This window comes from Bordetella sp., assembly GCF_051960075.1.
Lineage (GTDB): Bacteria > Pseudomonadota > Gammaproteobacteria > Burkholderiales > Burkholderiaceae_B > Bordetella.
This window is the reverse complement of record NZ_JBQCER010000088.1, coordinates 1-26,561: the sequence shown is the minus strand read 5'-3', so window position 1 is coordinate 26,561 and position 26,561 is coordinate 1. Positions and strand designations below refer to the sequence as shown.

Below are 26,561 nucleotides of genomic sequence, written 5' to 3'. Positions count from 1 at the left end.
TGGAAATAGCGGCAGTGACGGTCTGTGACGTCGATCATGGGCGCGACGGACAGGCGCCATGCATCGGAGGCGGCGGGAAGGTTCATATGATAATTATCGCATTTCCCATGTCTTATATACGATATAAGACAATTGCCACTGCGCCGGCTTCCCTCTACAATGCCGAGCAATCAGTCTCTCTCCACCCCCCTTTTTACGCAGGCCTCACCATGCTCGAAAAGTATCGTCAACACGTCGCCGAACGCGCTGCGCTGGGCATTCCTCCTCTGCCCCTGTCGGCCCAACAGACCGCGGACCTGATCGAACTGTTGAAGAACCCGCCCGCCGGCGAGGCCGACAATCTGCTCGCGCTGCTGACGCACCGCGTCCCGGCCGGCGTGGACGACGCCGCCAAGGTCAAGGCCTCCTACCTGGCCGCCGTGGCGCTGGGCAAGGAAAAGAACGCGCTGATCTCGCGCGCCAAGGCCACCGAACTCCTGGGCACCATGTTGGGCGGCTACAACGTCTCGCCCCTGATCGACCTGCTCGACGACACCGACGTGGGAGGCATTGCCGCCGACGGTCTGAAGAAGACCCTGCTGATGTTCGATGCGTTTCACGACGTCAAGGAAAAGGCCGACAAGGGCAACGCCAACGCCCGCGCCGTGATTCAAAGCTGGGCCGACGCCGAATGGTTCACCAGCCGTCCCGAGCTGGCCCAGAGCCTGACCGTCACCGTCTTCAAGGTGCCCGGCGAAACCAATACCGACGATCTCTCGCCTGCGCCGGATGCGACCACCCGCCCCGACATTCCCCTGCATGCGCTGGCCATGCTCAAGAACAAGCGCGAAGGCACGGCCTTCGAGCCCGAGGAAGACGGCAAGCGCGGCCCGGTGCAGTTCATCGAAGACCTGAAGAAGAAAGGCCACATGATCGCCTACGTGGGCGATGTGGTCGGCACCGGCTCCTCGCGCAAATCGGCCACCAACTCGGTGCTGTGGTTCACCGGCCAAGACATCCCCTTCGTGCCGAACAAGCGCTTCGGTGGCGTGTGCCTGGGCGGCAAGATCGCTCCGATCTTCTACAACACCATGGAAGACGCCGGCGCCCTGCCCATCGAGCTGGACGTCTCCAAGATGGAAACCGGCGACGTCATCGAACTGCGCCCCTACGAGGGCAAAGCGCTCAAAAACAGCGAAGTCATCGCCGAGTTCCAGGTCAAGTCCGATGTGCTGTTCGACGAAGTACGCGCCGGCGGCCGCATTCCGCTGATCATCGGCCGCAGCCTGACCGCCAAGGCCCGTGAAGCCCTGGGCCTGCCTGCCTCCACCCTGTTCCGCCTGCCGCACAACCCGAACGCCCAGGTCAAGGGCTACACGCTGGCGCAGAAGATGGTCGGCCGCGCCTGCGGCCTGCCCGAGGGCAAGGGCGTGCTGCCCGGCAGCTACTGCGAACCGCGCATGGCCTCGGTCGGCAGCCAGGACACCACCGGCCCCATGACCCGCGACGAACTCAAGGACCTGGCCTGCCTGGGCTTCTCGGCCGACCTGGTGATGCAGTCGTTCTGCCACACCGCCGCCTATCCCAAGCCCGTGGACGTCAAGACGCACCACACCCTGCCCGAATTCATGAGCAACCGCGGCGGCATTTCGCTGCGTCCGGGCGACGGCGTGATCCACTCGTGGCTGAACCGCATGCTGCTGCCCGATACCGTCGGCACCGGCGGCGATTCGCACACGCGCTTTCCCATCGGCATTTCCTTCCCCGCGGGCTCGGGCCTGGTGGCCTTCGCCGCCGCCACGGGCGTGATGCCCCTGGACATGCCCGAATCGGTGCTGGTGCGCTTTTCGGGCAAGATGCAGCCCGGCGTGACCCTGCGCGACCTGGTGAACGCGATCCCGCTGTACGCCATCAAGCAGGGCCTTTTGACGGTGGCCAAGCAAGGCAAGAAGAACATCTTCTCCGGCCGCATCCTTGAAATCGAAGGCCTGCCCGATCTGAAGGTGGAACAGGCTTTCGAGCTCACCGACGCGTCGGCCGAACGCTCGGCCGCCGGCTGCACGGTGCGCCTGAACAAAGAGCCCATCATCGAGTACATCAACAGCAATATCGTGATGCTCAAGTGGCTCATCGCCAACGGCTACGAAGACGAGCGCTCGATCCGCCGCCGCATCAAGGCCATGGAAGCCTGGCTGGCCGATCCCAAGCTGCTCGAGCCCGACGCCGGTGCCGAATACGCCGCCGTGATCGAGATCGACATGAGCGAGATCACCGAGCCCATGGTCGCCTGCCCCAACGACCCCGACGACGTAAAGACGCTGTCGGACGTGGCCGGCGCCAAGATCGACGAAGTGTTCATCGGCAGCTGCATGACCAATATCGGCCACTTCCGCGCGGCCTCCAAGCTGCTCGAGGGCAAGCGCGACATTCCCGTCAAGCTGTGGGTGGCCCCGCCCACCAAGATGGATGCCGCCCAGCTGACCGAGGAAGGCCACTACGGCGTGTTCGGCACGGCCGGCGCCCGCACCGAAATGCCGGGCTGCTCGCTGTGCATGGGCAACCAGGCGCAGGTGCGCGAAGGCGCGACGGTCATGTCGACCTCGACCCGCAACTTCCCCAACCGCCTGGGCAAGAACACCAATGTGTACCTGGGCTCGGCCGAGCTGGCCGCGATCTGCTCGCGCCTGGGCAGGATCCCGACCAAGACGGAGTATCTGGCCGACATGGGCGTGATCAACCAGGACGGCTCGAAGATCTACAAATATCTGAACTTCGACCAGATCGCCGACTACAAAGACGTAGCCGACGCCGTCGACGCCTGACGGTCTCGATCCGTCGCCGGCTGTGAAGCGGCGGCAGCAAAAAAACCCCGCGCGGCTTTGCCGCAGCGGGGTTTTTTTATGCCCGGCGCGACACACGCCGAGGACTGCGCCTCACAGTACGCGCCTGAGCATGAACCGCCGCATCTTGGCGACGAATTGCTCCTGAAAGTGCAGGCAGATCCATACTGTCATCAGAATGAAGACGACATAGCCGGTCAGACTCAGCGCGGTATCTCCCGCCGAGCTCACCCAGGCTTGCCAGTTTCCATGCAGATCGGAAACCATGCTGCGCAGCAGGGGCTCGAGGGTGATCCACAGGTAGAAAAGCGGCACGTGCAGGGCAAAAATCGATAGCGACGAGGCCCCGAGGCGCGGTAGATTGCGCTGCAGCCACGCCGAAGCGGGATCGGGCAACCATGCGCAGAGGTACACCAGCGCCAACTGGGACGGCAGCAGCAGACCGTTATGCAGGAGCGGATACCAGATGCGCTCGGGGCGTTGGGTATATAGCCACGTGCCCGCGATGAAGCAGCAAAGGACGAACACCCACAGCATCGTGCCGCGCCGGTCCGAAAGCCGGTAGCCTCGCTCCCGCTCCCGGCTGAAAAGGCTGTAGCAAAGAATCCCGCACAGGAACTCCGGCAGCCGGAACGGCGGGAAACGATGCAGCAGCCCTGTCCAGGGAATGCCCCAGAACGCATGGAAAATCACATAGAGCGGCGGCAGCAGGTAGATCAGGCAAAGAACGGCGATCGCCAGCTTGACATGGTCGATCCGCAGCAGCTTCGGTGCGGCGTAAGGAAAAATCAGATAGAAAAAACACAGCGTCGACAGCGACCATAGCGGGGCGTTGAAAGTGAGATACAGCGGGTTCCAGGCTTGCAGCATCAGAAGCTGGAGCAAGGCGTTGAGCCCCAGCTCTTTGTCGCTCATGTAATGCCGGTAGCGCTCCGGATTCGTCTGCCCGCTTATGTCGTGGGTGTCGTAGACGACGAAACGCGGGGTGGCGACCGGGCCGTCCGGCGGAATCGACAGGTGCTGCATCAGCAGCAATACCAATATCGACACGCCGAGCGCGACGATATGTATCGGGTATAGATTGCAGAGGCGCTTGAGCCAGAAGCTCCTTGCCGGCTCGCGCATCTGGTTGCGATTGAAATATACGTGCGCGAGCAGGAAGCCCGACAGGACAAAGAAGGTGCTGGTGGCAAAAAGCCCCATGCTCGCAATGTCTTTCAACCAGGGCACGCGGCCGAACTGGGGATAGCTCGGCGCGGTGTGGTAGATCATGACGAAAACGCCGAGAGAAAATCTCAGCCATTCAAGTCCGGAAAAACGAGGCTTGGTATTCATCTTCCCTCCTCCGGATGGGACGTCGATTCGCAGCCTATTTATATAAATTGCCGGATATCCCATTTCAAGCTGACAGATCGATAAAAAAATGACCTGAAACAGCATTTCTCGTATTTGTTCTTTACAGACTATCGGGGACAAATAAAAAATGCGCCCCGGCATCGCCGCGGGCGCATCGTTGGATCGGTCTATGCGGGTAGCGGTCAGGCGTCAGCCTGGTTCTCGTCGTCTTCGCCGCGTGCCTGGCGTTCGGTATTCTTGACGCCGGTGTGGCGCACGTCGGTGCCGCGCACCATGTAGATCACGCGTTCGGCCATGTTCTTGGCATGGTCGCCGATACGCTCGAGCGCGCGGCAGATGAAAATCAGGTCGATGGCATGCGAGATCGTGCGCGGATCTTCCATCATGTAGGTGATGAGATTGCGCAGGGCCGCCTTCCACTCGCGATCGACTTCCTTGTCGCTGCGCACCACGGCCGCCGCCAGGACCGGATCCAGGCGGGCGAAGGCGTCGAGCATCTGACGCAGCATGCTGGCGACCTTGTCGGTCATGTGGCGCAACTCGATCAGCGGAGGATTGGGCTGCCCGCTTTCCTGCATGCGGCGCACGGCGACCGCGATCTTCTCGGCCTCGTCGCCGGAACGCTCCATGTCGGTGAGCATCTTGGATACGGCCAGGAGCGTGCGCAGGTCGATGGCCGTGGGCTGGTGACGGGCCAGCAGAAGGCTGATGCGCTCGTCGATGTCGACCTCGCTGCGGTTGACCTCCTTTTCGCGCTCGCGCACCCGCTCGACCAAGACCAGATCATTGGTGGCCAGGGCTTCGACCGCCTCGTTGACCATGGCCTCGACCACGCCGCCCATGATCAGGAACTGCGAACGGACGAATTCCAGGTCGTTGTCGAACTGTTTGTTGGTGTGATCCGGCATGCGTGTTCCTTCGAGGGTGGGCGAGCCCGCTTATCGCGGTTGACTCGGCAGCTTATGACGTGAATATGACGGGATTATGAAGCAAGACTATCACGCGGCCCCATGTTGCCGGCCTCAGGCCGTGGGCTTATCCAGGCGGCGTATGCCCTGTTGCGTCGCCAGCAGCGCAACGTCGGCGCCGGCGATGGCGAACAGCCCGCAGGTGACCACGCCTGCATAATTGTTGATCTCGGCTTCCAGGCCGCGGGCATCCGCGATCTGCAGGCCGCTCACGTCGAGGATGATATTGCCGTTGTCGGTGATGAACCCGTCGCGCAGGCGCGGCTGGCCGCCCAGTCGCGCCAGGCGGCGCGCAACCGCTTCGCGGGCCATGGGAATGACCTCGATCGGCAGCGGAAACTTGCCCATGCGCTCGACCAGTTTGGACTCGTCGGCGATGCAGATGAAGCGTTCGGCCACGGACGCGACGATCTTCTCGCGCGTGAGCGCGCCGCCGCCGCCTTTGATCATATGCAGATTGGCATCGATCTCGTCGGCTCCGTCGACGTAGATGGGCATGCCACGCACATCGTTCAGATCCAGGACTTCGAGCCCGTGGCCGACGAGCCTCGCGGCGCTGCGCTCGGAGCTGGCCGCGGTCGCACCGATACGGCCCTTGAAGCGCGCCAGGCCATCGATGAAAAGATCGGCCGTGGAACCGGTGCCCACGCCGATGACCACATCGGGTGCCGCGACGGCATCGACAAATTCCAGCGCCGCGTCGGCGGCTTGCTGCTTGAGTTCTTGTTGGCTGAGCATGGGATGGCTGCGCGTGTCGCCGGCATTGAAAACCGGGATTTTAACGGGTTCCAGCCCCACCCCGAGACGCGGGCGCCACCTTAAGCCCGGACCTCCTGCCGCTGAAAAACGGCATAAGCCAGCGCAAACAGCAGAATGACGCCGGCAATGAGGCCGACTGCCTGGGCCCAGACGATCTGCAGGCTTTGCCACAAGGCCAGCGGCGATCCCATGAGCGCCCCTTCGAGCTGACTCAGAAACACCGGCCCCAGCGTGCGCGTGGACGGACTCAGCACGACGATCATGGCTTCGCTGAATAGCTCGCTGGGCGAAAGACGCTGCAGGGCCTGAGCCCACTCCAACGCGGCCAGGCTGGACTGCCCAGGAAGGCCGGCCGGAGCGATGGCCTGTGCAAGGGCACCGGCCAACATGGGCCACAGCAGCGCGAGAAACAGCCACAGGCCCAACGCCACCAGCGCCGAGGTCGCCGCCGAGCGAAACAGCACCGAGAACAGCATGGCAAACGCAAGCCATACGCCGGCGTACATGAGCGCAAAGAAAAGGAAGATGAGCGAGCGCAGGATTTCCTCGCCGCTGGGCGGCACGCCGAGCATCAACAGCCCGGCGCCCATGACGAGCAGCCACAGGCACAGCAAACTGACAGCCAGCGTACCCAGGCCGGCGAGGAATTTTCCCACCAGGAGCGCGTCCCGATAAATGGGCTGCGCCAGAATGCGGCTCATGGTGCGCCGGTTGTATTCGCCATTGATTGCGTCAAAGCCCAGGCCTATGGCCAGTAGCGGGATCAGGAACCCCAACAGCGCGGCGAACGACGGCATGGCTCCCGGCGATGCCGTAAACAGGCGAAGGAAGATGAAGGGGTCTTCGGACGTAGCGGCGCGGATGTGGCGGAACACGCCGTACAACGACGCGCCGGCGGTCAGCACGATGAGCCATTCCAGCGTGCGCATGCGTGCGCTGGAAAAGTGATCCGCCATTTCCTTGGTGGTCACCACGCCTACTCCCGCCCACGGGGAACCTTTACGCTGTCGCACGGACACTCTCCTTAGCCGCCGCTTCCTGGCTGCGGAAGAAATGGTTGTAGATGGCATCCAGGCTGGGCTGTTCCACGGACAGGTGGACAAGACTGCCGCCGGCCTGAACCACGGCCCGCGCCGCCTGGGCACGCACATCGCCCCGGGCCAAGAGGCGAAAGCGGTCGCGAGCCAGCGCGGTCACCGACTGCACGCCGGGCACAATCGACAGATGGCGCTCCAGATCTTCGCCGGACGCCTGCACCTCGACGGCAAAACCGCCGCCCAGCACCTGGCTCGCAAGCTCCGGCACACTGCCCATCAGGGCGATGCGGCCTTTGCGGAACAAGGCAACCCGGTCGCAGATGCGCTGCATATGGTCGAGCAGGTGCGAGGACAGCAATACCGTCACGCCGTCTTCCTTGAGCGAACGGATCAGCGCCAGGAATTCTTCCGTGGATTGCGGATCCAAGCCCGAAGTGGGCTCGTCCAGGATAGCCACGCGGGCCTGTTTGACGAGAATCTCGGCCAGGCCCAGGCGCTGCCGCATGCCGCGCGAAAAGGTGCCGACGCGCTTGTCGGCAACGTCGGCAAGACGCATCCGCGCCAGCGCGGCGCCGATGCGCCGCTGCCGCTCGGCGGCGCCCAACCCCAGCAACCGCGCGATATAGGCCAGATTGTCCCGGGCGCTCATGTCGTCGTAGAAACCTACCGCGTCGGGCAAATAGCCGAGATTGCGCTTGACGGCCAGGGGATCGCGCTGCGGATCCATGCCCAGGACGCGCACGCTGCCCGATGTGACCTGGGTCAGGCCCAGCAGCATGAGGATAGTCGTCGTCTTGCCCGCGCCATTAGGGCCGAGCAGGCCGAAAATCTCGCCCGCGCCGATATCGAAGCCGACGCCGTCGACGGCAGTCGCCGAGCCGTAGCGCTTGGTGAGGTCTCGGGCTTGTATCACGGGTTCGTTCATCGCCGTCCGAACCTCGCAACGACGCCGACCAGAATCAGGATGGCGATGGCGATGATGGCAATGCCTATCACCCCCCAAGTGCTGGATGTGGCGACGGAAATGCGGAAATCGCTCGACGCCGACTGCGCGCCGGCTTGCGCGCTCAACGAGGCCATGTAGTCGCCCGACAACGAATGGGTCGAAGGCGTAATGTGCGCCTGCACCTGCGCCCGTTGCCCCGGCTCGATGTCCGATATGGCCTTCGGATCGAAGGTCACGCTCCAGCCGGCGGGCGCACTGCCGTTCAACTGCACGTCGTGCGCCGCCGCGCCGCCGGTATTGCTCACCTGTATCGGGATGGTCGAACTGCGGCCGGCCTGGGCATGCGCGCTCAGGATGCCGTCGCGGCCGGCGATGTGCAACTCGGGCTGGCCCGTGATCTGCATCTGCAGCGCCGTGCCGGCGGTCAGGCCGTCGGCTGCCGCGGTCACGCCGATGGGATAGTCGCCCGGCTTGACGACCGACGGCGGGCGTACGCTCAGTTTGATGTCCTTGCTCTTGCCCGCCTTGACAGGCACCGAGTTGACCTGCTGGCCGCCATAAGCCTGAGTGAAAGTGGGCTCGAAACCATCGGGAAGCTTCGCGGTCAGGCTCACGATCTGATTCTTGCCGCTGTCGTTCTTGATGGTGAATTCATAGTCGAAAGACGATTGCGCGGTGCCGGTAAGCGAGGGCAGAGACGGCTCGAGCGTAAGTTTGGCCGGCAGCTCCTTGGCCGGCGTGATCTCGAGCGGCAGGCTGACCTGCTGGCCGTTGCCCTGCGCCAGCACGGTCAGCGTGTGTTCATGCGCATCGGCACCGGCGGGCAGCTTGAGCTTGAGCTGCAGTGTCACACTGTCGTCGGGCGTCGGCATGGCCGCTCCCACCGGCTGCCCACCGCCCAGCAGCGTGGCCTTCCAGCCCTGCGGCACGCCTTGCACGCTCAGGGACAGGCGCGTCGGCGGCAGGCCGTAGTCGCGCAGTTGCATGGAGATGCTGGACGTGGCGCCCGCCTGTGCCGTGATGGCAGGGTAATCGGTCGTGAGATACAGACCTTTGACGTTGTGGGTGCTTTGGGCATGTGCCGCGGCCGAGCCCAGGGTTATGGCGGCCAAGGCCAGAAGAGGCAGAAGTTTTTTGCGCATATCCGTCGTCGTTGAAATGACCGCCGCCTCATGGATAGACCATGCTCGCCGCAGTCCGTGGTCAATAACAAATGGACGCGTCTACGCGATCTGTGCCGCGCTTGCCCCCGCACTTTTGTGCGTCGCTAGGGCTTAGAACTTCTCGAACCTCGATTTGGTTCCGCCGGGTGAGCGGCGTTTATTTCAGACCGTTTCGTCGTCTGCCGGACTTTCGCCGGTTTCTTCACCGCTCAAAAGGCTCGAAGCTTCGCCCTCCGGCAGCGCCTCGACCTCGCGCAGATTGCGCAGCATGGCGCGGGTGCGCACTTCGGTCTGGCCTATTTTGTTGCTAGCCTGGTCCAGGCTCTTCTTGACGCTGGCCAGGGACTCGCCGAACTTGCCGAACTCGGTCTTGACGGCGCGCAGCACCTGCCACACTTCGGAGGAGCGCTGCTCGATGGCCAGAGTGCGAAAGCCCATCTGCAGGCTGTTGAGCATGGCCGCGAGATTGGACGGGCCTGCGGCGCTCACGCGCAAGGCCTGCAGTTTGTCGGACAGGCCCGGAACGCGCAGGACCTCGGCATAGAGTCCTTCGGTGGGCAGGAACATGATGGCAAAATCGGTAGTGTGCGGCGGGGCCACATACTTGGTGATGTTCCTGGCCTGAATCTCGACAGCGCGAGCGAGCGCAGTCGAGGCGACGCGCGCCGCCTCGGCGTCGCCCGCTTCCTGGGCCTCGACCAGACGCTCGTATTCTTCCTTGGGAAATTTGGCGTCGATGGGAAGCCAGACCGGTTCGCTGTGCTCGCCGCGTCCCGGCAGCCGGATGGCGAATTCCACGATGGCGTCGCTACCCGGCACGGGCTTGACGTTGCGCCCGTACTGCTCGGGCGTCATGGTGTCTTCGATCAGGCGCGACAACTGAACTTCGCCCCATGTGCCGCGCGACTTGACGTTGGTCAGAACACGCTTGAGATCCCCCACCCCGGCTGCCAGGCTCTGCATTTCGCCCAGCCCCTTGTGCACGGCCTCCAGGCGCTCGGAGACCAGACGGAAGGACTCGCCCAGCCGGGCTTCGAGCGTGGCGTGCAGCTTTTCGTCGACCGTGCGCTGCATGGCTTCCAGACGCTGGCCATTGTCGGCTTGCAGTGCTTTGAGGCGTTCGTCTACTGTCTGTCGGACTTCGCCCATGCGGCGATCGTTGAGTTCGACCAGGCCCTGCAGGCGCTGCCCGAACTGCGTGGCAAAGCGACCCAACGCATCGCTATGCTCGGCGCGCGCCTCGCGGGCGTCACGGGCGAGCGCGGTGCGCAGATCTTCGTGGCTTTGCGTGAGGCCCGCGCCCAGGGCGCGCATGGCCTCGGTCAGCTCGGCGCGCAAGCCGCGCTGACTCTCGGCGAGCTCGTTGCGGGTATCGCGCTGGCTGTTTGCCAGTTCTTCGCGCATGCCGCGCCCGGATCGGTCCAGGGCATCGAGCCAGGCGCGCTGGTCGCCTGCGTTGCCGCGTCCACGCAGCGCAACGTAAAGGCTCACGACGAGAGCCAGCACCGCACTCGCGGCGGTGATCCAAAGCAGCATGTTTTCCATCACAAAATCGTACCCCGAATATCGACCATGACGTAGTCGTGCCCCTCTTGTTGTCCGCGGCGCAAGGGGTTGCGGGTGCTGCAGGCGGCGTACTCGGGGTCGACATAGCGGTAGAAGAGATGCTCGTCGCGACCGGCCGGGATGCCCAGTCGCGGCGCGTTGACGAGCCGCTCGGGGTTCGACCCCACGTCGTCGACGTAAAAGCGCGCGGGGTCGAAACGGCGCGCGTCCCAATCGGCGATCTTCAGATTCAGTGCGCGGCACAGCAGCGCCTGCCCCGCGCACAGCCTGCGCATATCGCGCGGATTGCCCTGGGCATCGGGATTGAGCGCCTGCATGCGTGCCAGCGATCCGGGGCCGGACATGTCGTCGAGCCAAGGGTGGGCCGATTTGATCAACACTGCATTGCCCGGCCCTGCCGCGCTGAAGTTGAGCGAATCGCCGCCTTGCGAGTGGTACATGTAGATCGTGCCGCCGTCCATGAACAGAGCGCGGCGCTTGTGGGTATAGCCTAGCGATGCGTGGCTGCCCTTCTCTTCCAGCTGATAGGCCTCGGTCTCGATGATGCGAGCCGACAGCCATAGGCGGCCCAGCTTGCGGCGGATGACCTTGCCGATGAGTTCGCGGGCGAGCTGGCGGGAATCTCGGTTGAAGAAGCTGTCTGGGAGCGCGGTCATGTGAAGGTTATGTTTTTTGATTTTGTTTGGGTTCTTAACACGTTCGTTGTGCCTGGGCTTGGGGGGCATGCGGTCAGGCCTGGTCGGCTGACTCGGCCCCTGGACGGGGCCTCGGCCTTCGTCTTCCTCGTCCGGGCGGGCCGGGCGCGAACTCGCCCCTGCGGGGCTCAGACAGCGCGCCCGGAAGGCCCCCGCCCTCCCTTCGGAAGCCCTCGGCAGCCTCCGACAGGCCTGACCGCATGCCCCCCAAGCCCAGGCACAACGAACTCGCGTTGAGATGACATGCGCGTAGCTTAGCCATAGCTATGACCCGAGCACTGCGCCCGCGCGACTCGGCCGACGCCTCAAGAACTCAAATCAATACCACCACCAACAACACACCCAGCAACGTCAAGCAAACCGCTCGCCATACCTCTTCTCAGAAAACCCCACCGTCACTTCGCCGTCCCCGGTCACGGTAACCGGCCGACGCACCAGCGCCGGATACTCGGCAATGAGCTTGGTCCACTGCGCATCGGTAGACGCAGCGCGGCGTTCTTCCGGCAACGCGCGCCAGGTCATCGACGTGCGGTTGACCAGTTTTTCCCAGCCGCCCACCTTCTCGGCCCAGGCCTTGAGCGTCGCGGCGGGTACCGGATCGTCGCGATAATCGACGAAGGCATGCACGACGCCGTGGGCGTCCAGCCAGTCGCGGGCCTTGATGCACGTGCTGCACCTGGTCAGACCGTAAAGCGTGGTTTTGCTCATGATGCCGATTTCTCCTTGCGCCATTGCAGGCGGTTGGCCACGACCACGAAAATGCCCACGGCCAGGATGAACAGCGTGGCCAGGGCATTGACCTCGGGCTTCAGGCCCAGGCGCACGCGCGAGAAGACTTCCATAGGCAGCGTAGAGGCGCCCGGTCCAGAAAGGAAGGACGAGGTCACGACATCGTCCAGCGACAGGGTGAAGGACAGCAGCCAGCCCGACACCAGAGACGGAGCGATCAGGGGTAGCGTAATAGTGAAGAATACCTTCAGCGGCGTCGCCCCCAGATCCAGCGCCGCCTCTTCGAGCGAGCGGTCCAGGTCGCGCACGCGCGCCTGGATGATGACCGCCACATAAGACATGCACAGAATGACGTGGCCCACCCAGATGGTGAACATGCCGTTTTTCTCGGGCCAACCCAACGTGCCGCGCATTTCGACGAACAGAAGCAGCAAGGAAATGCCCAGTACCACCTCGGGGATGACCAGCGGCGCGCTCAGCATGCCGACATACAGGGCAAAACCGCGAAACCGCCGCATGCGCGCCAGCACGTAGCCGGCCCAGGTGCCGACGATGGTGGCCGCCGTGGCAGCGAGCAGCGCGATCTTGAGGGACAGGAGCGCCGCCGACAGCAGCGCATCATCGTGCAGCAACGACGTATACCAGCGCAGCGAGAAACCGCTCCAGGACGTCAGGACTGCCGATTGATTGAACGAAAACGCCACCAGACAGAGGATGGGCACGTAAAGAAAACCGTAGCCCAGCGCCAGCGCCGCGAAACGCAAGGTCTTGTTGGGTCCGTTCATCACCCGGTCTCGCGTTCTTGATTGCGTACTTGGTAGTACTGAAACAGGGCCAGAGGCACCAGCAACAGCAGCACCATGACGATGGTCACCGCCGAGGCCATGGGCCAGTCGGCATTGTTGAAGAATTCGTTCCACATCACGCGGCCCATCATCAGCGTGTTGGCGCCGCCCAGCATTTCGGGAATGACGTACTCGCCCACACAGGGAATGAACACCAGCATGGCGCCCGAAATCACGCCCGGCATGGACAGGGGCATCGTTATGCGCCAGAAAGCGCTCCAGGGCCGCGCGCCCAGATCGTAGGCGGCCTCCAGCAGACGCAGATCCATCTTCACCAGATTGGCGTAGAGCGGCAGGATGAAAAACGGCAGATAGGCGTAGATCATGCCGATATACACAGCCAGATCGGTACGGTAGATCTCGACGGGCGCATGAGTCAGGCCCAGCGCCATCAGCAGTTGATTGAGCAGGCCGTCGTTGCGCAAAATGCCCACCCAGGCGTAAACGCGCAACAGCTGCGACGTCCAGAACGGCAGGATCACGCCCAGCAGCAGCACGTTGCGTGTCCTGGGCGAAGAGCGAGCCACGTAATAGGCCACCGGATAGCCGATCAGAATGCACCACATCGTGGTGACCGCGGCCATCTTGATCGAATTGAGATAAGTGGTCAGGTAGAGGCTGTCGGAAAACAGCATCTGGTAACCGCGCCAGTGCAGGTCCAGCTTGGCGATGCCGTCTTCCAGGTGAATGAGCGGCGTATAGGGCGGGATGCCGAACTGCAGATCGGCGAAGCTGATCTTGAGCACCAGCAGAAATGGCACCAGCAGGAAGGCCACCAGCCACGCATAGGGCGGCACGATGGCCAGCGTGCGCGCCGACGGCCTGAAGCGGGAAAACACCGTCTTCATGCGCCCAGCACCGTGGCGCTGTCGGCGTCCCAGCTGACGTACGCCTCGTCGCCGATGCCGGGCGCGTCCATGCGCGCAAGCGTCAGGCTGGGCACACTGGCCTCGACCATCTTGCCGGAATCCAGGCGCACCTGATAGAGCGCGTAGCCGCCCATCCAGGCCATGTGGCTGACCATGCCGCGGGACCAGTTGTAGTCGCCGCCGGGCCGCTCGCGCGCAACCACCACGCGCTCGGGGCGGATGGACACGGCCACCTCCATGCCCAGCGGCTCGTTCACGCCGTGGCTGACATAAAGGCGCCGCGACAGATCGCCGGACTCGATGGCGACATGGTCGGGTTCGTCGACCACGATGGCGCCCTCGAACAGATTGGTCGTGCCGATGAAACCCGCCACGAAGCGCGAGTTGGGAAAATTGTAGACATCCTGCGGCGTGCCGCATTGGACGATCTTGCCCTCGGTCATCACGGCCAGGCGCTGCGCCATGGTCATCGCCTCTTCCTGGTCATGCGTGACCAGAATGCAGGTCACGCCCACCTGTTCGATGATCTTGACCAGTTCGATCTGCGTTTTCTGGCGTATTTGTTTGTCCAGTGCCGACATGGGCTCGTCGAGCAGCAGCAGCTTGGGCCGCTTGACCAGACTGCGCGCCAGCGCCACGCGCTGCTGCTGGCCGCCCGAGAGCTGGTGCGGCTTGCGGCGCGTGTAGGCGGCCATCTGAACCAGCGCCAGGGCCTCGTACACACGGTCGTGGATCTCGGCCTTGGGCACGCCCTCCTGCTTCAGGCCAAAGGCCACGTTGGCCTCGACCGTCATGTGCGGAAAGAGCGCGTAGGACTGGAACATCATGTTGACGGGCCGCCGGTACGGCGGCACGTCGGTGATGTCCTCGCCGTCGAGCAGGATGCGGCCCGAGGTGGGCCGCTCGAAACCGGCAAGCATGCGCAGGAGCGTGGACTTGCCGCTGCCCGAGCTGCCCAGGAGCGCGAAGATTTCGTTGCGGGCGACCGAGAGATCGACCGAACTCACGGCGACGGTGTCGCCGAAGATCTTGACGACCTCCTCGATCTTGACGAATTCGTCGGCGCCCAGGCTCGGCGAGCTCATACGATCAACGCCCCGACTTGAGCTCGGCCCACAGGCGCGTCTGCAGGCGCAGGATGCTCAAGGGCAGCGCCTTGATCACGAACCGCGTCTTGGCGACTTCCGGCGACGGATAGATCTCGGGGTTGTCGGCGACTTCCTTGACCACGTACTTGCGCGCCTCTTTGTTGGCGTTGGGGTAGAACATGGTGTTGGTGATGGCCGCATGCACCTGCGGGGTCTCGATATAGTTGACGAAGGCCATCGCGTTTTCGGGGTGCGGCGCGTCTTTGGGTATGGCCATCACATCGAACCAGGCCGGCGCGCCCCCTTTGGGGATGAAATAGTTGATGTCGTAGGGCTTCTTGGCCTCCATCGCCCGGTGACGGGCGATCATCACGTCGCCCGAGTAGCCGTAGACCATGCACAGGTCGCCCGAGGCCATTTCGTCGATATACCCCGAGGAGTTGAATTCGCGGATGTAGGGGCGGATTTTTTTGAGCACCACCATCGCGGCTTTGTAGTCTTCGGGGTTGGTGCTGTTGGGATCCTTGCCCAGGTAATGCAGCACGGCCGGAAAGACCTGGCTGGCTTCGTCGAGCACCGAGATGCCGCAGTCTTTAAGCTTGGCGGCGTTTTCGGGCTTGAAGAGCATGTCCCAGTTGGAGAGGTCGGCCTTGTCGCCCAGACGCTCCTTGACCTTGGTGATGTTGTAGCCCAGGCCGTCGGTGCCCATGCCCCACGGCACCACGTACTGGTTGCCGGGATCGACCGTGGCCACCAGGGCCATGATGGCGGGGTCTTCGTACTTCAGGTTGGGCATATGAGCCTTGTCCAGCTTCTGGAACAGGCCCGCCTGGATCTGGCGCGCGGCATAGTGGGTGGACGGCACCACCACGTCGTAGCCGGTATGGCCCGTCAGCAGCTTGGCCTGGAGCACGTCATTGCTGTCGTAGACGTCGTAGTGCACCTTGATGCCGGTCGTCCGCTCGAAGCCCGGAATGGTATCGGGCGCAGTGTAGTCGGACCAGTTGTAGACATTGAGAACTTTTTCTTCCGCCGCGGTCGCCGTGCCGGCGACCAGAGTCAATGCCGCCGCGAGGACGGTTGCTGCGTGTTTTCCGAGCTTCATCGTTTTCCCCTTGCCTGGATCTTGCGTCCAGGATTTGCCAAAAAGCGGAATGATAAAGCCTTTCTCCCATGGAAAGAGACAGGGATTTCGCTGGTTGTTTGCTGAGCTCTTAGTACGCGGAGGGAGTCCGAAGCGGAGCCCACCGGGCGAGCATCGGAACTTCCGCAGCCCTATCGACGGCGCCCTGAGAACCCGACAAGCAGCACATCAAACCAAAATCACCCCGCCCGATTCCGCATCCAATCGGCCACGCCGAAGAACGAATGCAGAATGCGGTCGAGCAGCGCCGGCGGCACGCCCTGGTCCCGCATGGCGCGCCCCATGCAGGCCACCCATTGATCGCGCTCGGCCTCGCCGATGGAGAATGGCAGATGGCGCGCCCGCAGGCGCGGATGGCCGAAGCGTTCGATGTAATGACTGGGGCCGCCGAAATAGCCGCACAGAAACCAGAAAAGCCTGTCGCGCGCCTGGTCCAGGCTGGGGCCGTGCACGCCGCGCAGGACGGCAAAATCGGGCTCCATGTCCATGAGGTCGTAGAAATGGTCGACCAGTCCGCGGACGGCGGGTTCGCCGCCCAGCAGTTCGAAAAGGGTCTTGCTGGAATCCAGGGGTTCGAAAATCGGCTCGACCCGGGTGGTCGTGATCATGGAAAACTCGGTTAAACAGGGTTCAGATTTCCCTCAAGCTTACCAAGGGCGGGGCGCGCAGCACGCCGCGCAGCGCCAGCGCGCCGCCGGCCCAGGCCACCAGCATGCCGGTCACCGGTCCCGCCAGCCACGGCCAAAGGCTGGGCGTCATGGCGAAGCGGAACACCTGCCCAGCCAGCAGCCAATCCACGGCGACGGCCCCCGCGGCGGCCAGAAGGCCCGCCAACGCGCCCACCGCCAGCAGCTCGATGCGTTGGGTGCGGACCAATTGCACGCGGGTGGCGCCCAGGGCGCGCAACACCGCCGCCTCGCGCATGCGTTCGTCTCGCGTGGCGGCCAGCGCGGCCGCCAGGACCAGCATACCCGCCGACAGCGTGAAGACAAAAAGCAGCTGCACCGCGCGGCCCACCTCGGCCAGCACATTCTGCAGCTGATTCAGCAGTGCGGCCACGTCGAAGATCGTCAGATTGGGGAATCGCGCGATCAGATCACGCAGCACCTCGCCGCGGCCCGGCGGCAGATAGAAGGAGGTGATCCAGCTGCGCGGCTGGTCGGCCAGCGAGGCCGGCGACAGAATGGCGAAAAAGTTGACCCGCATCGAATCCCAATCGACCTTGCGCAGGCTGGTCACCGCGGCCTCGTCGTTCTGCCCGGCCACATCGAAGACGAGCTTGTCGCCCAGATGCAGGTTGAGGCGTTCGGCCAAGCCGGTTTCCAGCGACACCTCGCTTTTTCCGTTCGGCCGCAGCCAATGGCCTTGCGTGATACGGTTGCCCTCGGGCAGAACGTCGCCGTAGGAGAGATTGAACTCGCGATCGACCAGGCGCTTGGCGCGCGGGTCGTCGTAATCGTCCGGGCCGACTGGCCTGCCGTTCACCGCGATCAGCCGGCCGCGCACCATGGGCAGGAGCTTGGCCTGCGTCAGCCGGGCATCGGCGAGCTGCCGGGCCACGGCATCGCGCTGGTCGTCCTGCACGTTGATCAGAAAGCGGTTGGGCGCGTCGGGCGGCAGCGAGTGCTGCCAGCCGGCGATAAGATCGGTACGGATCAGCGTCAGCAGCAGCAGCGCCATCAAACCCACCGATAAGGCGCAGACCTGCGTGATCGTGGCCAGGCGGCGGCGCACCACCCCGGCGAGACCGAAGCGCAGGGCCGGCGCGCCTCGCAAGGCATTGCGCACGCCCCCCAGGGCCAGCACGCACAGCCAGGCAGCCACTGCAAACGCCAGGAAAGCCGCGAGAAAGCCGCCTGCCACGACGGCGGCCAGTTTGGCGTCGCCGGCGAACCAGAGGATCATCAGCGCAAGACCCAGCGCGCCCAGGGCGTATCCCGCAAAATCGCGGGCCGGCGCAGCGTCGAGGTCGCGGCGCAATACGCGGGCCGGCGGCACCCGGCGCAGGCGCGCAAGCGACGGCATGGCGAAACCCAGGAGCAGGAGCATGCCGGTCAGCATGCCCTGCAGGGCCGGCACGAAAGACGGCGCCGGCAAGGACGCATGGATGATTCCGGACAGCAACCACACCAGCAACTGATGCGCGCCGTAGCCCAACGCGCAGCCTGCCAGGCAAGCGAAGAGGCCCACTGTCCCGAACTCGATCCACAGCAGACGCGCGATCTGCGCCTGCTGCGCGCCCAGGCAGCGCATGACGGCGATGCCGTCGCGATGGCGCTGCATGAAGCGCCCCGCGGACAGCGCCACGGCTACCGCGGCGATCATCACCGCCAGCAAGGCCACCAGGTCGAGAAAGCGCTGGGCGCGATCCAGCGTACGGCGTATTTCGGGGCGGCCCGATTCCAGGCTGTCGAGTTTCTGCCCGCGTCCCAGCCGGGGTTCAAGCCAGGCGCGATAGCCTGCGACGGCCCCGGGCTCGCCCGATGCCAGCAATAGATACTCGATGCGACTGCCGGTCACCACCAGATGGGTCGCCGGCAGATCGGACAGGTTCATGAGCACGCGCGGCGCCAGGTCGATGAACTGCATGCCGCGATCGGGCTCGTAGGACAGCACCTTGGCTACGCGCAGCGACGCATCGCCCAGCTTGACGGGGTCGCCCATCTTGATGCCAAGCAGCGCGGGCAATTGCGGATCGACCCAGACCGTGCCGGGTGCGGGCACGTCGCGAGTTGCGGCATCCGGGCCGTAGGGTTGTTCGGCTACGCGCAGCACGCCGCGCAACGGGTAGCCCGGCTCGACCGCCTTGAGCGAGACCAGTTGCGCGCCCGAGGCGGAGCTGGCCATGGAAGGAAATTGCTCGACCGTGGATAAGGTCAGGCCCTGTTTCCGCGCCTGAGCGGAAAAATCCCGCGCAATGGGCACATCGGCTTGCAGCACCAGATCGGCGCCCAGCATCTGGGCCGAGTCGCGGGCCAGCGCCCGAGATACGCGGTCGGACAAAAAGCCTACGCTGGTGATGGCCGCCACGGCCACCACCAAGGCCAGGATCAGCAGGCGCAACTCGCCCGCACGCGCGTCGCGCCGCATCAGCGCCCATCCGAGGCGCCAGACTGTGAATCGGGAGGATGCAGGGTCGGCCATAACCGTCATGGTAGCCAATCCCGCACCGCTATCAAAAAACCTATTCGCGCGGCCGCTTGTCGACCACGCGGCGGGCCTTGCCCGTCAGCGTGCGCTCGACGAAACCGCCTTCGGCCACCCGCACGCGCGCCGACACGCCGATATACGACTTCACCGCGTGCTGGAGCTGCTTGCCCAGGGTCTCGCGTTCGGCATCGGACAGATGATCGAACTCCGCGCGCACCTCGGTAAGAATCTCCAAGGCATCCAGATTTCCTTCGCGCGTCAGCACCAGCTGATAGTGCGGCGCCAGTTGCGCGATCTTGAGCACCTGCTCCTCGACCTGGGTGGGAAACACATTGACCCCGCGGATGATCAGCATGTCGTCGCTGCGGCCGGTGATCTTGCCGATGCGGCGCATGCTGCGCGCCGTGGGCGGCAACAGGCGCGTCAGGTCGCGCGTGCGATAGCGGATAACGGGCATGGCCTCCTTGGTGAGCGAGGTGAAGACCAGTTCGCCCTCTTCGCCCTCGGCCACGGGCTGGCCGGTCGTCGGGTCGATGATTTCGGCATAGAAGTGGTCTTCCCACACCACCGGGCCATCCTTGGTCTCGACGCACTCGCTGGCCACGCCCGGCCCCATTACTTCAGAAAGGCCGTAGATGTCGACCGCGTCGATGCCGGCTTCGGCCTCGATGTCCTTGCGCATCTGGCCCGTCCAGGGCTCGGCGCCGAAGATGCCGATGCGCAGCGAGCTGGTACGCGGATCGATGCCCTGCCTGCGCTGCTCCTCCAGAATGTTGCAGAAGTACGAGGGCGTGACCATGATGATGTCGGGCTTGAAATCCTGGATCAGCTGCACCTGCTTTTCGGTCTGCCCGCCGGACATCGGGATTACCGTGCAGCCCAGTTTCTCGGCGCCGTAGTGCGCGCCCAGTCCGCCGGTGAAAAGGCCGTAGCCATAGGCCACATGCACGATGTCGCCAGGCTTGCCGCCGGCCGCGCGGATCGAGCGCGCGACCAGGCCGGCCCAGTTGTCCAGGTCTTGCCGGGTGTAGCCCACCACGGTCGGCTTGCCTGTGGTGCCGCTGGAGGCATGCACCCGCGACACCTGATCGCGCGGTACGGCGAACATGCCGAAGGGATAGTTTTCGCGCAGCTCCTTCTTGGTGGTGAAAGGAAACTTGGCGATGTCCGACAGCTGTTTGAGATCGTCGGGGTGCACGCCCGCCTCGTCGAAGGCCTTTTTGTAGTGCGGGACGTTGCTGTAGGCATGGGCCAGCGTCCATTTCAGGCGCTGCAGCTGCAGGGCTTCGATTTCGTCGCGGCTGGCGTGCTCGATAGGGTCCAGACCGGGCTTGCTGAGTGTGTTCATGATGTCTCCTGCTTTTCTCTCTGCGCGGTTTTATTCGACCGCTAGACCTGTTCCGGCTCGCCGATGACCTGCCCCTTGATGCGGTAGGAGCGGCCGCGGAAGACGGCGACGGCACGGCCCTCCTGGTTGGTGACGGTGATGTCGTAGACGCCCGTGCGCCCGGCCAGCGAACGTTCCTGCGCCTCGGCCGTGAGCACGTCGCCCTCGAAGCCCGGCGCCAGGTAGTCGATGGTGCAGCCCGAGGCCACGGTAGCCACGTTGCGCGAGTTGCACGCAAAGGCGAACGCGCTGTCGGCCAGGGCGAAGATAAACCCGCCGTGGCAGGTGCGATGGCCGTTGAGCATATCGCCGCGCACCGTCATCGTCAGCCTGGCGTAGCCGGGTGCGACTTCCACCACGCGCATGCCCAGCCCTTGCGTGGCGGGATCTTTGGCGTACATGCCCTCGGCCACGGCCTGCGCCAAGGCCTGCGGGTCGGTCGGAACATCTAACGCTGCACTCTGCATCATTCCCCCGTGAATTGCGGCGCACGCTTTTCAAAAAAAGCGGTCACGCCTTCGGCATAGTCGCGGCTCCTGCCCATTTCGCGCATCAGGTCGCGCTCCAGGTCGAGCTGGGTCGCCAGATCGTTGCCCAGGCTCGACGCCAAGGCCCGCTTGGTGGCGGCCAGGCCTTTGGTGGGGGCCTGCGCGAAATGCCTAGCCAGTCGATCCAGCTCGGCATCGAACTGATCGTCGGGCACGCATTGCCAGATCAGACCCCAGTCTTGAGCCTGACGCGCGGACAGCTTGTCGCCCAGCAAGGCCAGGCCCAGCGCTCGGGCGCGGCCCACCAGGCGCGGCAACGCATAGGTGCCGCCGGTATCAGGGATCAGCCCCAGCTTGGAGAAGGACTCGATGAAACTGGCCGACTCCTTGGCGATGACGATGTCGCCGGCGAAAGCCAGATTGGCCCCGGCGCCCGCGGCCACGCCGTTCACGCCCACGACCACCGGCATGGGCAGCGCGTGCAGGCGCTTGACCAGCGGGTTGTAGTAGGTGCCGACGGTCTCGCCCAGATCGATGGGTTCGTTGGAGGGCTTGCGCTCGCTCAGGTCTTGTCCGGCGCAGAAGCCGCGGCCCGCGCCGGTAATGACCAGTACGCGGGCGCCTTCGGTTTCCACGCGCGTCATGGCGTCGGCCACCTCGCCGTGCATGACGGCGGTAAAGCTGTTGAGCTTGTCGGGCCGGTTGAAAGTCAGCCGGGCAATGCCGTCGCTCAGGTCGAAAAGAATGTTCTGATACGCCATGGCCGACTCACACGTGCCAGCGCGTCTGCACGACGCGGAAGCGATTGGACACGAAAGCCGAGTCCGACAACGCCGCATTGGCGGCGGGGTTGGCGCCGGTGCCGTGGAAATCGCTGAAGGCCGCGGTCTGGTTGACGAAGACGGCGCCGGTCAGATTGAGCGAGAGCGCCACGCCGGATTCCTCGGCGGCTTCCCGCGCCGCTTCGACGACCTTCGGGTCGGTGGTGTAGACCGACAGGCTCAGCGCGCCGTGCTCCTGCACGCTGCGCCGCGTCAGCTCGATGCTATGCGCGGTGGAATCGGTGGCCACCACGAAGGCGATGGGACCGAACCACTCCTGCGACAGCGCCGCGTTGCCCGCCTCGGCGCGCAGCAGCAGCGGCGTACGCACGCGGGCCTGCGGAAACTGCGGGTGTTCCAGCGTGCGGCTTTCTGCCGCCACCGGCAGGCCCAGGCCGCGCGCCTTCTCGACGCGGTCCGCCGTGGCCTCGCTCTGGATGGCGCCTAGAAACTCCACTGCCTTGGCTGGATCGGCGGTCAGTTTTTCGACCGCCGTGCCCAGCGTGGCGACCACGTCGTCGAAGCTCATCGTACCTTCGGCCGTGCGGATACCGGTGCGCGGCACGTAGATGTTCTGCGGCGCGGTGCACATCTGGCCCGAGTAAAGGGCCAGCGAAAAGGCGAGGTTGCGCGCCACGGCCTTGATGTCCTCGACCGAATCGATGATGACCTGGTTGACGCCGGCCTTCTCGGTGTAGACCTGGGCCTGGCGCGCGTTGGCCTCCAGCCAGTCGCCGTTCTGCGTGCTGCCAGTGAAGTCGATGAGCTTGACCTCGGGGCGCAGAGCCAGGTTCTGCACAGTGTCGTCGCCCGCCTCGTGCGCGGCCAACTGCACCACATCGGGATCGAAGCCGGCCTCGGTCAGTACCTCGCGTGCGATTTTCACCGTGATCGCCAAAGGCAGGATGGCAGCCGGATGCGGCTTGACAATGACCGTATTACCCGTGGCAAGGCTGGCAAACAGGCCCGGATAGCCGTTCCAGGTGGGAAAGGTGGAACAGCCGATCACCAGCGCCACGCCGCGCGGCGTGATGGTGAACTGCTTTTCCATGCGGATGGGGTCGTTCTTGCCCTGCGGCTTTTCCCACAACGCCCGCGCCGGGATGCGCGCCATCTCCTGCCAGGCATAGGCCACCGCTTCCAGGCCGCGGTCTTGCGCATGCGGGCCGCCTGCCTGGAAGGCCATGACGAACGCCTGGCCGGTGGTGTGCTGGATGGCGTTGGCGATCTCGAAGGTCTGCTTGTTGATCCGGTGCAGAATCTCCAGCGACACGCCTACCCAGGCGCGGGGACCGGCCTTGCGCCATTGCGCCAGGGCCCGGGTCGCGGCCCCGATCAGGGCGTCGGGTTTGACGCGCGGATAGGTGATGCCCAGTGCGAAACCGAACGGAGACAGTTCGCCGCCCACGCTGCCTTCGGCCAGCGGCAGGTCGATGGGGAAGGGTTTGCCGCGCAGCGCTTCGAAGGCCGCCGCGCCCGCCTCGGCGGAGCCTTCGCCGTAATTGCGCGGGCTGGGCGATTCGGGATGCGGGCTCCAGTAGCCACGCTCGGCGGCGACGCGCTGGGCTTGTTCCAGCACGGCTTGATGGCGTTCAAAGAAATCGGTGGACACTTGGTTTCTCCGCAATGGGTTCAATGAATAAGGGTCTGAATTGAAGGGTGGGGGCGCGTGTCGGGCGAACGCGGCGCTCAGGTTTCCTGGTCGAAGTCCAGCACCAGCTTGTCGCTGACCGGGAAGCTTTGACAGCTGAGCACAAAGCCGCGCGCCACCTCATAGTCTTCCAGCGCGAAGTTCGCGTCCATGTCCACCTCCCCCTCGATAACCTTGCAGCGGCAAGTGGAGCACACGCCGCCTTTGCACGAATACGGCAGATCTATGCCCTGCTCCAGCGCCGAGTCGAGCACGCTGTCGCGGTTCTTGTCGATGAAAAAGCTGCGGCTGTGGCCGTCCTTGACCACGGTGACTTCGCACTGGCCCTTGCCGGGAGCAGCGGCTGCGTCGCGGCCGGTACGCAGCGAACGCGGCCCCTTGGGCGCGCCGAACAGTTCGAATTTGATCCGATCGCCTGGCATGCCCAGCGACTGCAGGCGCTCGTTCACGCTTTCGATCATGTCGTGCGGGCCGCAGATGAAGGCGTAGTCGATGGATTCGATCGGCATCCACGTACGCACCAGCTGCGCCACCTTGTCGCCGTCGAGCCTGCCGTTGAAGAGCTCGATGTCCTGCGCCTCGCGGCTCATGATGTAGGCCAGCGAGAAGCGCGCCATGTAGCGGTTCTTGATATCCTCGATCTCTTCGCGAAACAGCACCGAGGACGAGGCCCGGTTGCCGAAGAACAGCGTAAAGCGGCTCTCGGGCTCGGTGGACAGCGCCGTCTTCACCAGCGACAGCACCGGCGTGATGCCGCTACCCACCACGAAGGCGGCGTAATGGCGCGACTGGCCCGGGTCGAAGTCGATGGTGAAATTGCCGGCCGGCGGCATCACGTCGAGAAGCTGCCCCGCCTGCAGCTCGTGGTTGGCCCAGGTCGAGAACACGCCCTCGTCGATCTTTTTAATGGCCACGCGCAGCCGCCCCTCGCCGGGGGCAGAACAGATGGAATACGAACGCCGCACCTCTGCGCCTTCGAGATCGGTGCGCAGCGTCAGGTACTGCCCAGGACGGAAAGCGAACTCGGAAGCGAGGTTCGCGGGCAGATCGAAGGTAACCACCACCGCATCGCGTGTGTTGCGCTCGACGGAGGCGACTTTCAACTTATGGAAGGAACTGCTCATTGCGCCGCCCCTGGAATCAGTGCGTCTTGAAATAATCGAAAGGCTCGCGGCACGCGCCGCAGCGATACAAGGCCTTGCAGGACGTCGAACCGAAGCCGCTCACCAGCCGCGTATCGAGCGAGCCGCAGAGCGGGCACGCCACGGCCGGCCGGTCGGCGCGCCGCGCGATGCCCGAGACGTCGACGGCCCGCTCGGCCGGCGGCGCAATGCCGTACTCGGCCAGGGCGCGGCGGCCGCGCTCGGTCATCCAGTCGGTGGTCCAGGCAGGCGCCAGACGGGTCTGCACCCGCGTGCTCGTCACGCCATGGCCGCGCAGGACGCCCTCGATGTCCTGCGCGATTTCGCGCATGGCCGGACAGCCTGAATACGTGGGCGTGATGGTGACCACGCAGGTCTCTCCTTCCCACTCCACGCCGCGCACCACGCCCAGGTCCAGCACCGACAGCACGGGAATCTCGGGGTCTGGCACAGCCTGCAACCACTGCAGGATCTGCTCGGGCGGAACAACTGCCGCGGCGCTCACCACACGGCTCCGGGATAGGCACGCTGCAAGTGCTGCATCTCGGCCAGCACGTAGCCCAGGTCTTCGGTGTGCCGCCCCTGCCGGCCGCCGCGCAGCAGCGCATGATAGGCCTGCGCCTCGTCGGGCACGGCCAGCGTGGCCTCCCGCAGCACGTCGCGCACGTGAGTCAGCCACGGCTCGCGCAGCCCGGCCAACTCGCAGCCAAGACCGCGCGCCGCGACATCGCGATCGATTTCGTCGTCGGTGAAAAGCTCACCGGTGTAGCGCCACAGCTCGTCTACCGCCGCCTGCATGCGCGCGTGGCTTTCGTCGGTGCCGTCGCCCAGGCGTACCACCAGGTCGGAAGAACGGCGCACGTGATAAGCGACTTCCTTGATCCCCTTGGCCGCGATGGCCGCCACGCGTTCGTCCACGGACTCGGCCAGACCCTGCAGCAGGTAGTAGTGCCAGACGTCATAGAAGAACTGGCGCACCATGGTCTGGGCATAGTCGCCATTGGGGCGCTCGACCAGCAGCGGATTGAGAAACAGCGGCGCATCGCGGTGATAGGCCAACGCATCCTCGTCGCGTCCCGCGCCCTCGACTTCGCCGGCCAGGGTCAGCCACATGCGCGCCTGGCCCAGGATGTCGAGTGCGGTGTTGGCCAAAGCCATGTCTTCTTCAAGAACGGGGCCATGGCCGATGAGCGCGCCCAGACGCTGAGCCAGAATGAGATCGCCGTCGCCCAGGCGCAGCAGATATTGGAATAGTGTCTTGTCCATGGTCTCCAGCCCCTTGGCTTTACATATGGATTTCGTCGGGCATGGGGAAGAAGGTCGGGTGCCGATAGACTTTATCGTTGGCCGGCTCGAACAGCGGCTCTTTGTCCGAAGGGCTGCTGGCGACGATATCGCTGGCACGCACGACCCAGATGCTCAGCCCTTCGTTGCGCCGGGTATAGACGTCGCGGGCGTTGTTGACGGCCATTTCGGCGTCGGGCGCATGCAGGCTGCCCACGTGCTTATGGGCCAGGCCGTGCTGGCTGCGGATGAAGACTTCCCAGAGGGGCCATTCTTTGCTCATGATCAGTTCCTCTTGAATCCTGTCTCTATGCTCTCTTGCGAACCGTCGGTTGTTGATATCCGACGATTGTTGAGTTCTTAAGACGCCGAGGCTGCCCTGCGCAATTCCGATGCTCGCCCGGTGGGCTGCGGATGGCCGCCCCGCGCTTCGGATTGCTCCTGGGTCCTCGGCTTACCGCCGTCTCATGCGACGGCCTTTAAAACCGTCATCTCACACTTACGTAGTCCTGTGTCCGCCGGGTATGCCCTGGTCGCGTCGAAGTGACGGGTTCGGCCGCCGCCGTAGGCGGCCGAAGTCCCGGCGGGACTGCCCCGGCACGTAGGCGCTCTCACGGCAAACCCGGCGGACCCAGGCCAACGGAAGTGTGAGAT

24 protein-coding genes are annotated in these 26,561 nt (G+C 64.5%); 1 reads left to right on the top strand and 23 read right to left on the bottom strand.

Features of this window, described 5'->3' with window-relative positions; all coding sequences use genetic code 11:
* Positions 1–209: 209 nt before the first annotated feature.
* Positions 210–2,801, top strand: a complete 2,592-nt coding sequence (acnB, locus tag ACTHJ1_RS15085; RefSeq protein WP_440193786.1) for a bifunctional aconitate hydratase 2/2-methylisocitrate dehydratase — start codon at positions 210–212, stop codon at positions 2,799–2,801.
* Positions 2,802–2,912: 111 nt separating this feature from the next.
* On the opposite strand, the gene ACTHJ1_RS15080 is transcribed toward acnB, so the two are convergent.
* The 23 genes from ACTHJ1_RS15080 to paaB all read right to left on the bottom strand — a co-directional run bounded on the left by ACTHJ1_RS15080 (position 2,913) and on the right by paaB (position 26,190).
* The gene (locus tag ACTHJ1_RS15080; RefSeq protein ID WP_440193784.1) at positions 2,913–4,259 is read right to left on the bottom strand and encodes an acyltransferase family protein; all 1,347 of its coding nucleotides are present in this window, start codon (positions 4,257–4,259) and stop codon (positions 2,913–2,915) included.
* 98 nt (positions 4,260–4,357) lie between these two features.
* Positions 4,358–5,083 carry a phosphate signaling complex protein PhoU gene (gene phoU / locus ACTHJ1_RS15075; RefSeq protein WP_440193782.1) on the bottom strand — a complete coding sequence of 242 codons (726 nt, stop codon included), beginning with the start codon at positions 5,081–5,083 and terminating at the stop codon, positions 4,358–4,360.
* A gap of 114 nt (positions 5,084–5,197) precedes the next feature.
* Entirely contained in the window at positions 5,198–5,881 is a 684-nt protein-coding gene (gene rpiA / locus ACTHJ1_RS15070) for a ribose-5-phosphate isomerase RpiA (protein ID WP_440193780.1), read from the bottom strand.
* An 80-nt stretch (positions 5,882–5,961) separates the two neighbouring features.
* Positions 5,962–6,915, bottom strand: a complete 954-nt coding sequence (locus ACTHJ1_RS15065) for an ABC transporter permease (protein WP_440193778.1) — start codon at positions 6,913–6,915, stop codon at positions 5,962–5,964.
* A complete protein-coding gene (locus ACTHJ1_RS15060; protein WP_440193776.1) occupies positions 6,902–7,864 on the bottom strand; it encodes an ABC transporter ATP-binding protein in 963 nt (320 codons plus the stop codon). Before ACTHJ1_RS15060 ends, ACTHJ1_RS15065 begins: the two co-directional genes overlap by 14 nt.
* A complete protein-coding gene (locus ACTHJ1_RS15055) occupies positions 7,861–9,027 on the bottom strand; it encodes a COG1470 family protein (RefSeq protein WP_440193774.1) in 1,167 nt (388 codons plus the stop codon). The genes ACTHJ1_RS15060 and ACTHJ1_RS15055 overlap by 4 nt, the downstream gene beginning before the upstream one ends.
* Before the next feature lie 183 nt (positions 9,028–9,210).
* Positions 9,211–10,593: a DNA recombination protein RmuC gene (gene rmuC / locus ACTHJ1_RS15050; RefSeq protein ID WP_440193772.1), complete on the bottom strand. Its 1,383-nt coding sequence runs from the start codon at positions 10,591–10,593 to the stop codon at positions 9,211–9,213.
* Positions 10,593–11,270 (bottom strand): DNA-3-methyladenine glycosylase, encoded by a 678-nt coding sequence (locus tag ACTHJ1_RS15045; RefSeq protein WP_440193770.1) that lies wholly within the window; start codon positions 11,268–11,270, stop codon positions 10,593–10,595. Before ACTHJ1_RS15045 ends, rmuC begins: the two co-directional genes overlap by 1 nt.
* A gap of 390 nt (positions 11,271–11,660) precedes the next feature.
* Positions 11,661–12,017: a Spx/MgsR family RNA polymerase-binding regulatory protein gene (locus ACTHJ1_RS15040; RefSeq protein WP_440193768.1), complete on the bottom strand. Its 357-nt coding sequence runs from the start codon at positions 12,015–12,017 to the stop codon at positions 11,661–11,663.
* Positions 12,014–12,823, bottom strand: coding sequence for an ABC transporter permease subunit (locus tag ACTHJ1_RS15035; protein WP_440193767.1), 810 nt, complete (start codon positions 12,821–12,823; stop codon positions 12,014–12,016). Before ACTHJ1_RS15035 ends, ACTHJ1_RS15040 begins: the two co-directional genes overlap by 4 nt.
* The gene (locus ACTHJ1_RS15030; RefSeq protein ID WP_440193765.1) at positions 12,823–13,731 is read right to left on the bottom strand and encodes an ABC transporter permease; all 909 of its coding nucleotides are present in this window, start codon (positions 13,729–13,731) and stop codon (positions 12,823–12,825) included. Before ACTHJ1_RS15030 ends, ACTHJ1_RS15035 begins: the two co-directional genes overlap by 1 nt.
* A complete protein-coding gene (locus ACTHJ1_RS15025; RefSeq protein ID WP_440193763.1) occupies positions 13,728–14,837 on the bottom strand; it encodes an ABC transporter ATP-binding protein in 1,110 nt (369 codons plus the stop codon). The genes ACTHJ1_RS15030 and ACTHJ1_RS15025 overlap by 4 nt, the downstream gene beginning before the upstream one ends.
* Positions 14,838–14,841: 4 nt before the next feature.
* The gene (locus ACTHJ1_RS15020; protein ID WP_440193761.1) at positions 14,842–15,945 is read right to left on the bottom strand and encodes a polyamine ABC transporter substrate-binding protein; all 1,104 of its coding nucleotides are present in this window, start codon (positions 15,943–15,945) and stop codon (positions 14,842–14,844) included.
* A 218-nt stretch (positions 15,946–16,163) separates the two neighbouring features.
* Positions 16,164–16,589 carry a group II truncated hemoglobin gene (locus tag ACTHJ1_RS15015; protein WP_440193790.1) on the bottom strand — a complete coding sequence of 142 codons (426 nt, stop codon included), beginning with the start codon at positions 16,587–16,589 and terminating at the stop codon, positions 16,164–16,166.
* 25 nt (positions 16,590–16,614) lie between these two features.
* Complete coding sequence (locus ACTHJ1_RS15010) at positions 16,615–19,137, bottom strand: ABC transporter permease (protein ID WP_440193759.1); 2,523 nt, start codon at positions 19,135–19,137, stop codon at positions 16,615–16,617.
* A gap of 31 nt (positions 19,138–19,168) precedes the next feature.
* Entirely contained in the window at positions 19,169–20,485 is a 1,317-nt protein-coding gene (paaK, locus tag ACTHJ1_RS15005) for a phenylacetate--CoA ligase PaaK (RefSeq protein WP_440193788.1), read from the bottom strand.
* Between the two features lie 38 nt (positions 20,486–20,523).
* Positions 20,524–20,991 carry a hydroxyphenylacetyl-CoA thioesterase PaaI gene (gene paaI, locus ACTHJ1_RS15000; RefSeq protein WP_440193757.1) on the bottom strand — a complete coding sequence of 156 codons (468 nt, stop codon included), beginning with the start codon at positions 20,989–20,991 and terminating at the stop codon, positions 20,524–20,526.
* On the bottom strand, positions 20,988–21,770 hold the full coding sequence (paaG, locus tag ACTHJ1_RS14995) for a 2-(1,2-epoxy-1,2-dihydrophenyl)acetyl-CoA isomerase PaaG (RefSeq protein WP_440193755.1): 783 nt from the start codon (positions 21,768–21,770) through the stop codon (positions 20,988–20,990). Before paaG ends, paaI begins: the two co-directional genes overlap by 4 nt.
* 7 nt (positions 21,771–21,777) lie before the next feature.
* On the bottom strand, positions 21,778–23,442 hold the full coding sequence (gene paaN / locus ACTHJ1_RS14990) for a phenylacetic acid degradation protein PaaN (protein WP_440193753.1): 1,665 nt from the start codon (positions 23,440–23,442) through the stop codon (positions 21,778–21,780).
* 77 nt (positions 23,443–23,519) lie between these two features.
* Positions 23,520–24,605, bottom strand: a complete 1,086-nt coding sequence (gene paaE / locus ACTHJ1_RS14985) for a 1,2-phenylacetyl-CoA epoxidase subunit PaaE (RefSeq protein WP_440193751.1) — start codon at positions 24,603–24,605, stop codon at positions 23,520–23,522.
* Between the two features lie 16 nt (positions 24,606–24,621).
* A complete protein-coding gene (gene paaD / locus ACTHJ1_RS14980; RefSeq protein ID WP_440193749.1) occupies positions 24,622–25,128 on the bottom strand; it encodes a 1,2-phenylacetyl-CoA epoxidase subunit PaaD in 507 nt (168 codons plus the stop codon).
* Positions 25,125–25,889, bottom strand: a complete 765-nt coding sequence (gene paaC / locus ACTHJ1_RS14975) for a 1,2-phenylacetyl-CoA epoxidase subunit PaaC (protein WP_440193747.1) — start codon at positions 25,887–25,889, stop codon at positions 25,125–25,127. The genes paaD and paaC overlap by 4 nt, the downstream gene beginning before the upstream one ends.
* A 19-nt stretch (positions 25,890–25,908) precedes the next feature.
* Complete coding sequence (paaB, locus tag ACTHJ1_RS14970) at positions 25,909–26,190, bottom strand: 1,2-phenylacetyl-CoA epoxidase subunit PaaB (protein WP_440193745.1); 282 nt, start codon at positions 26,188–26,190, stop codon at positions 25,909–25,911.
* Positions 26,191–26,561: the final 371 nt, after the last annotated feature.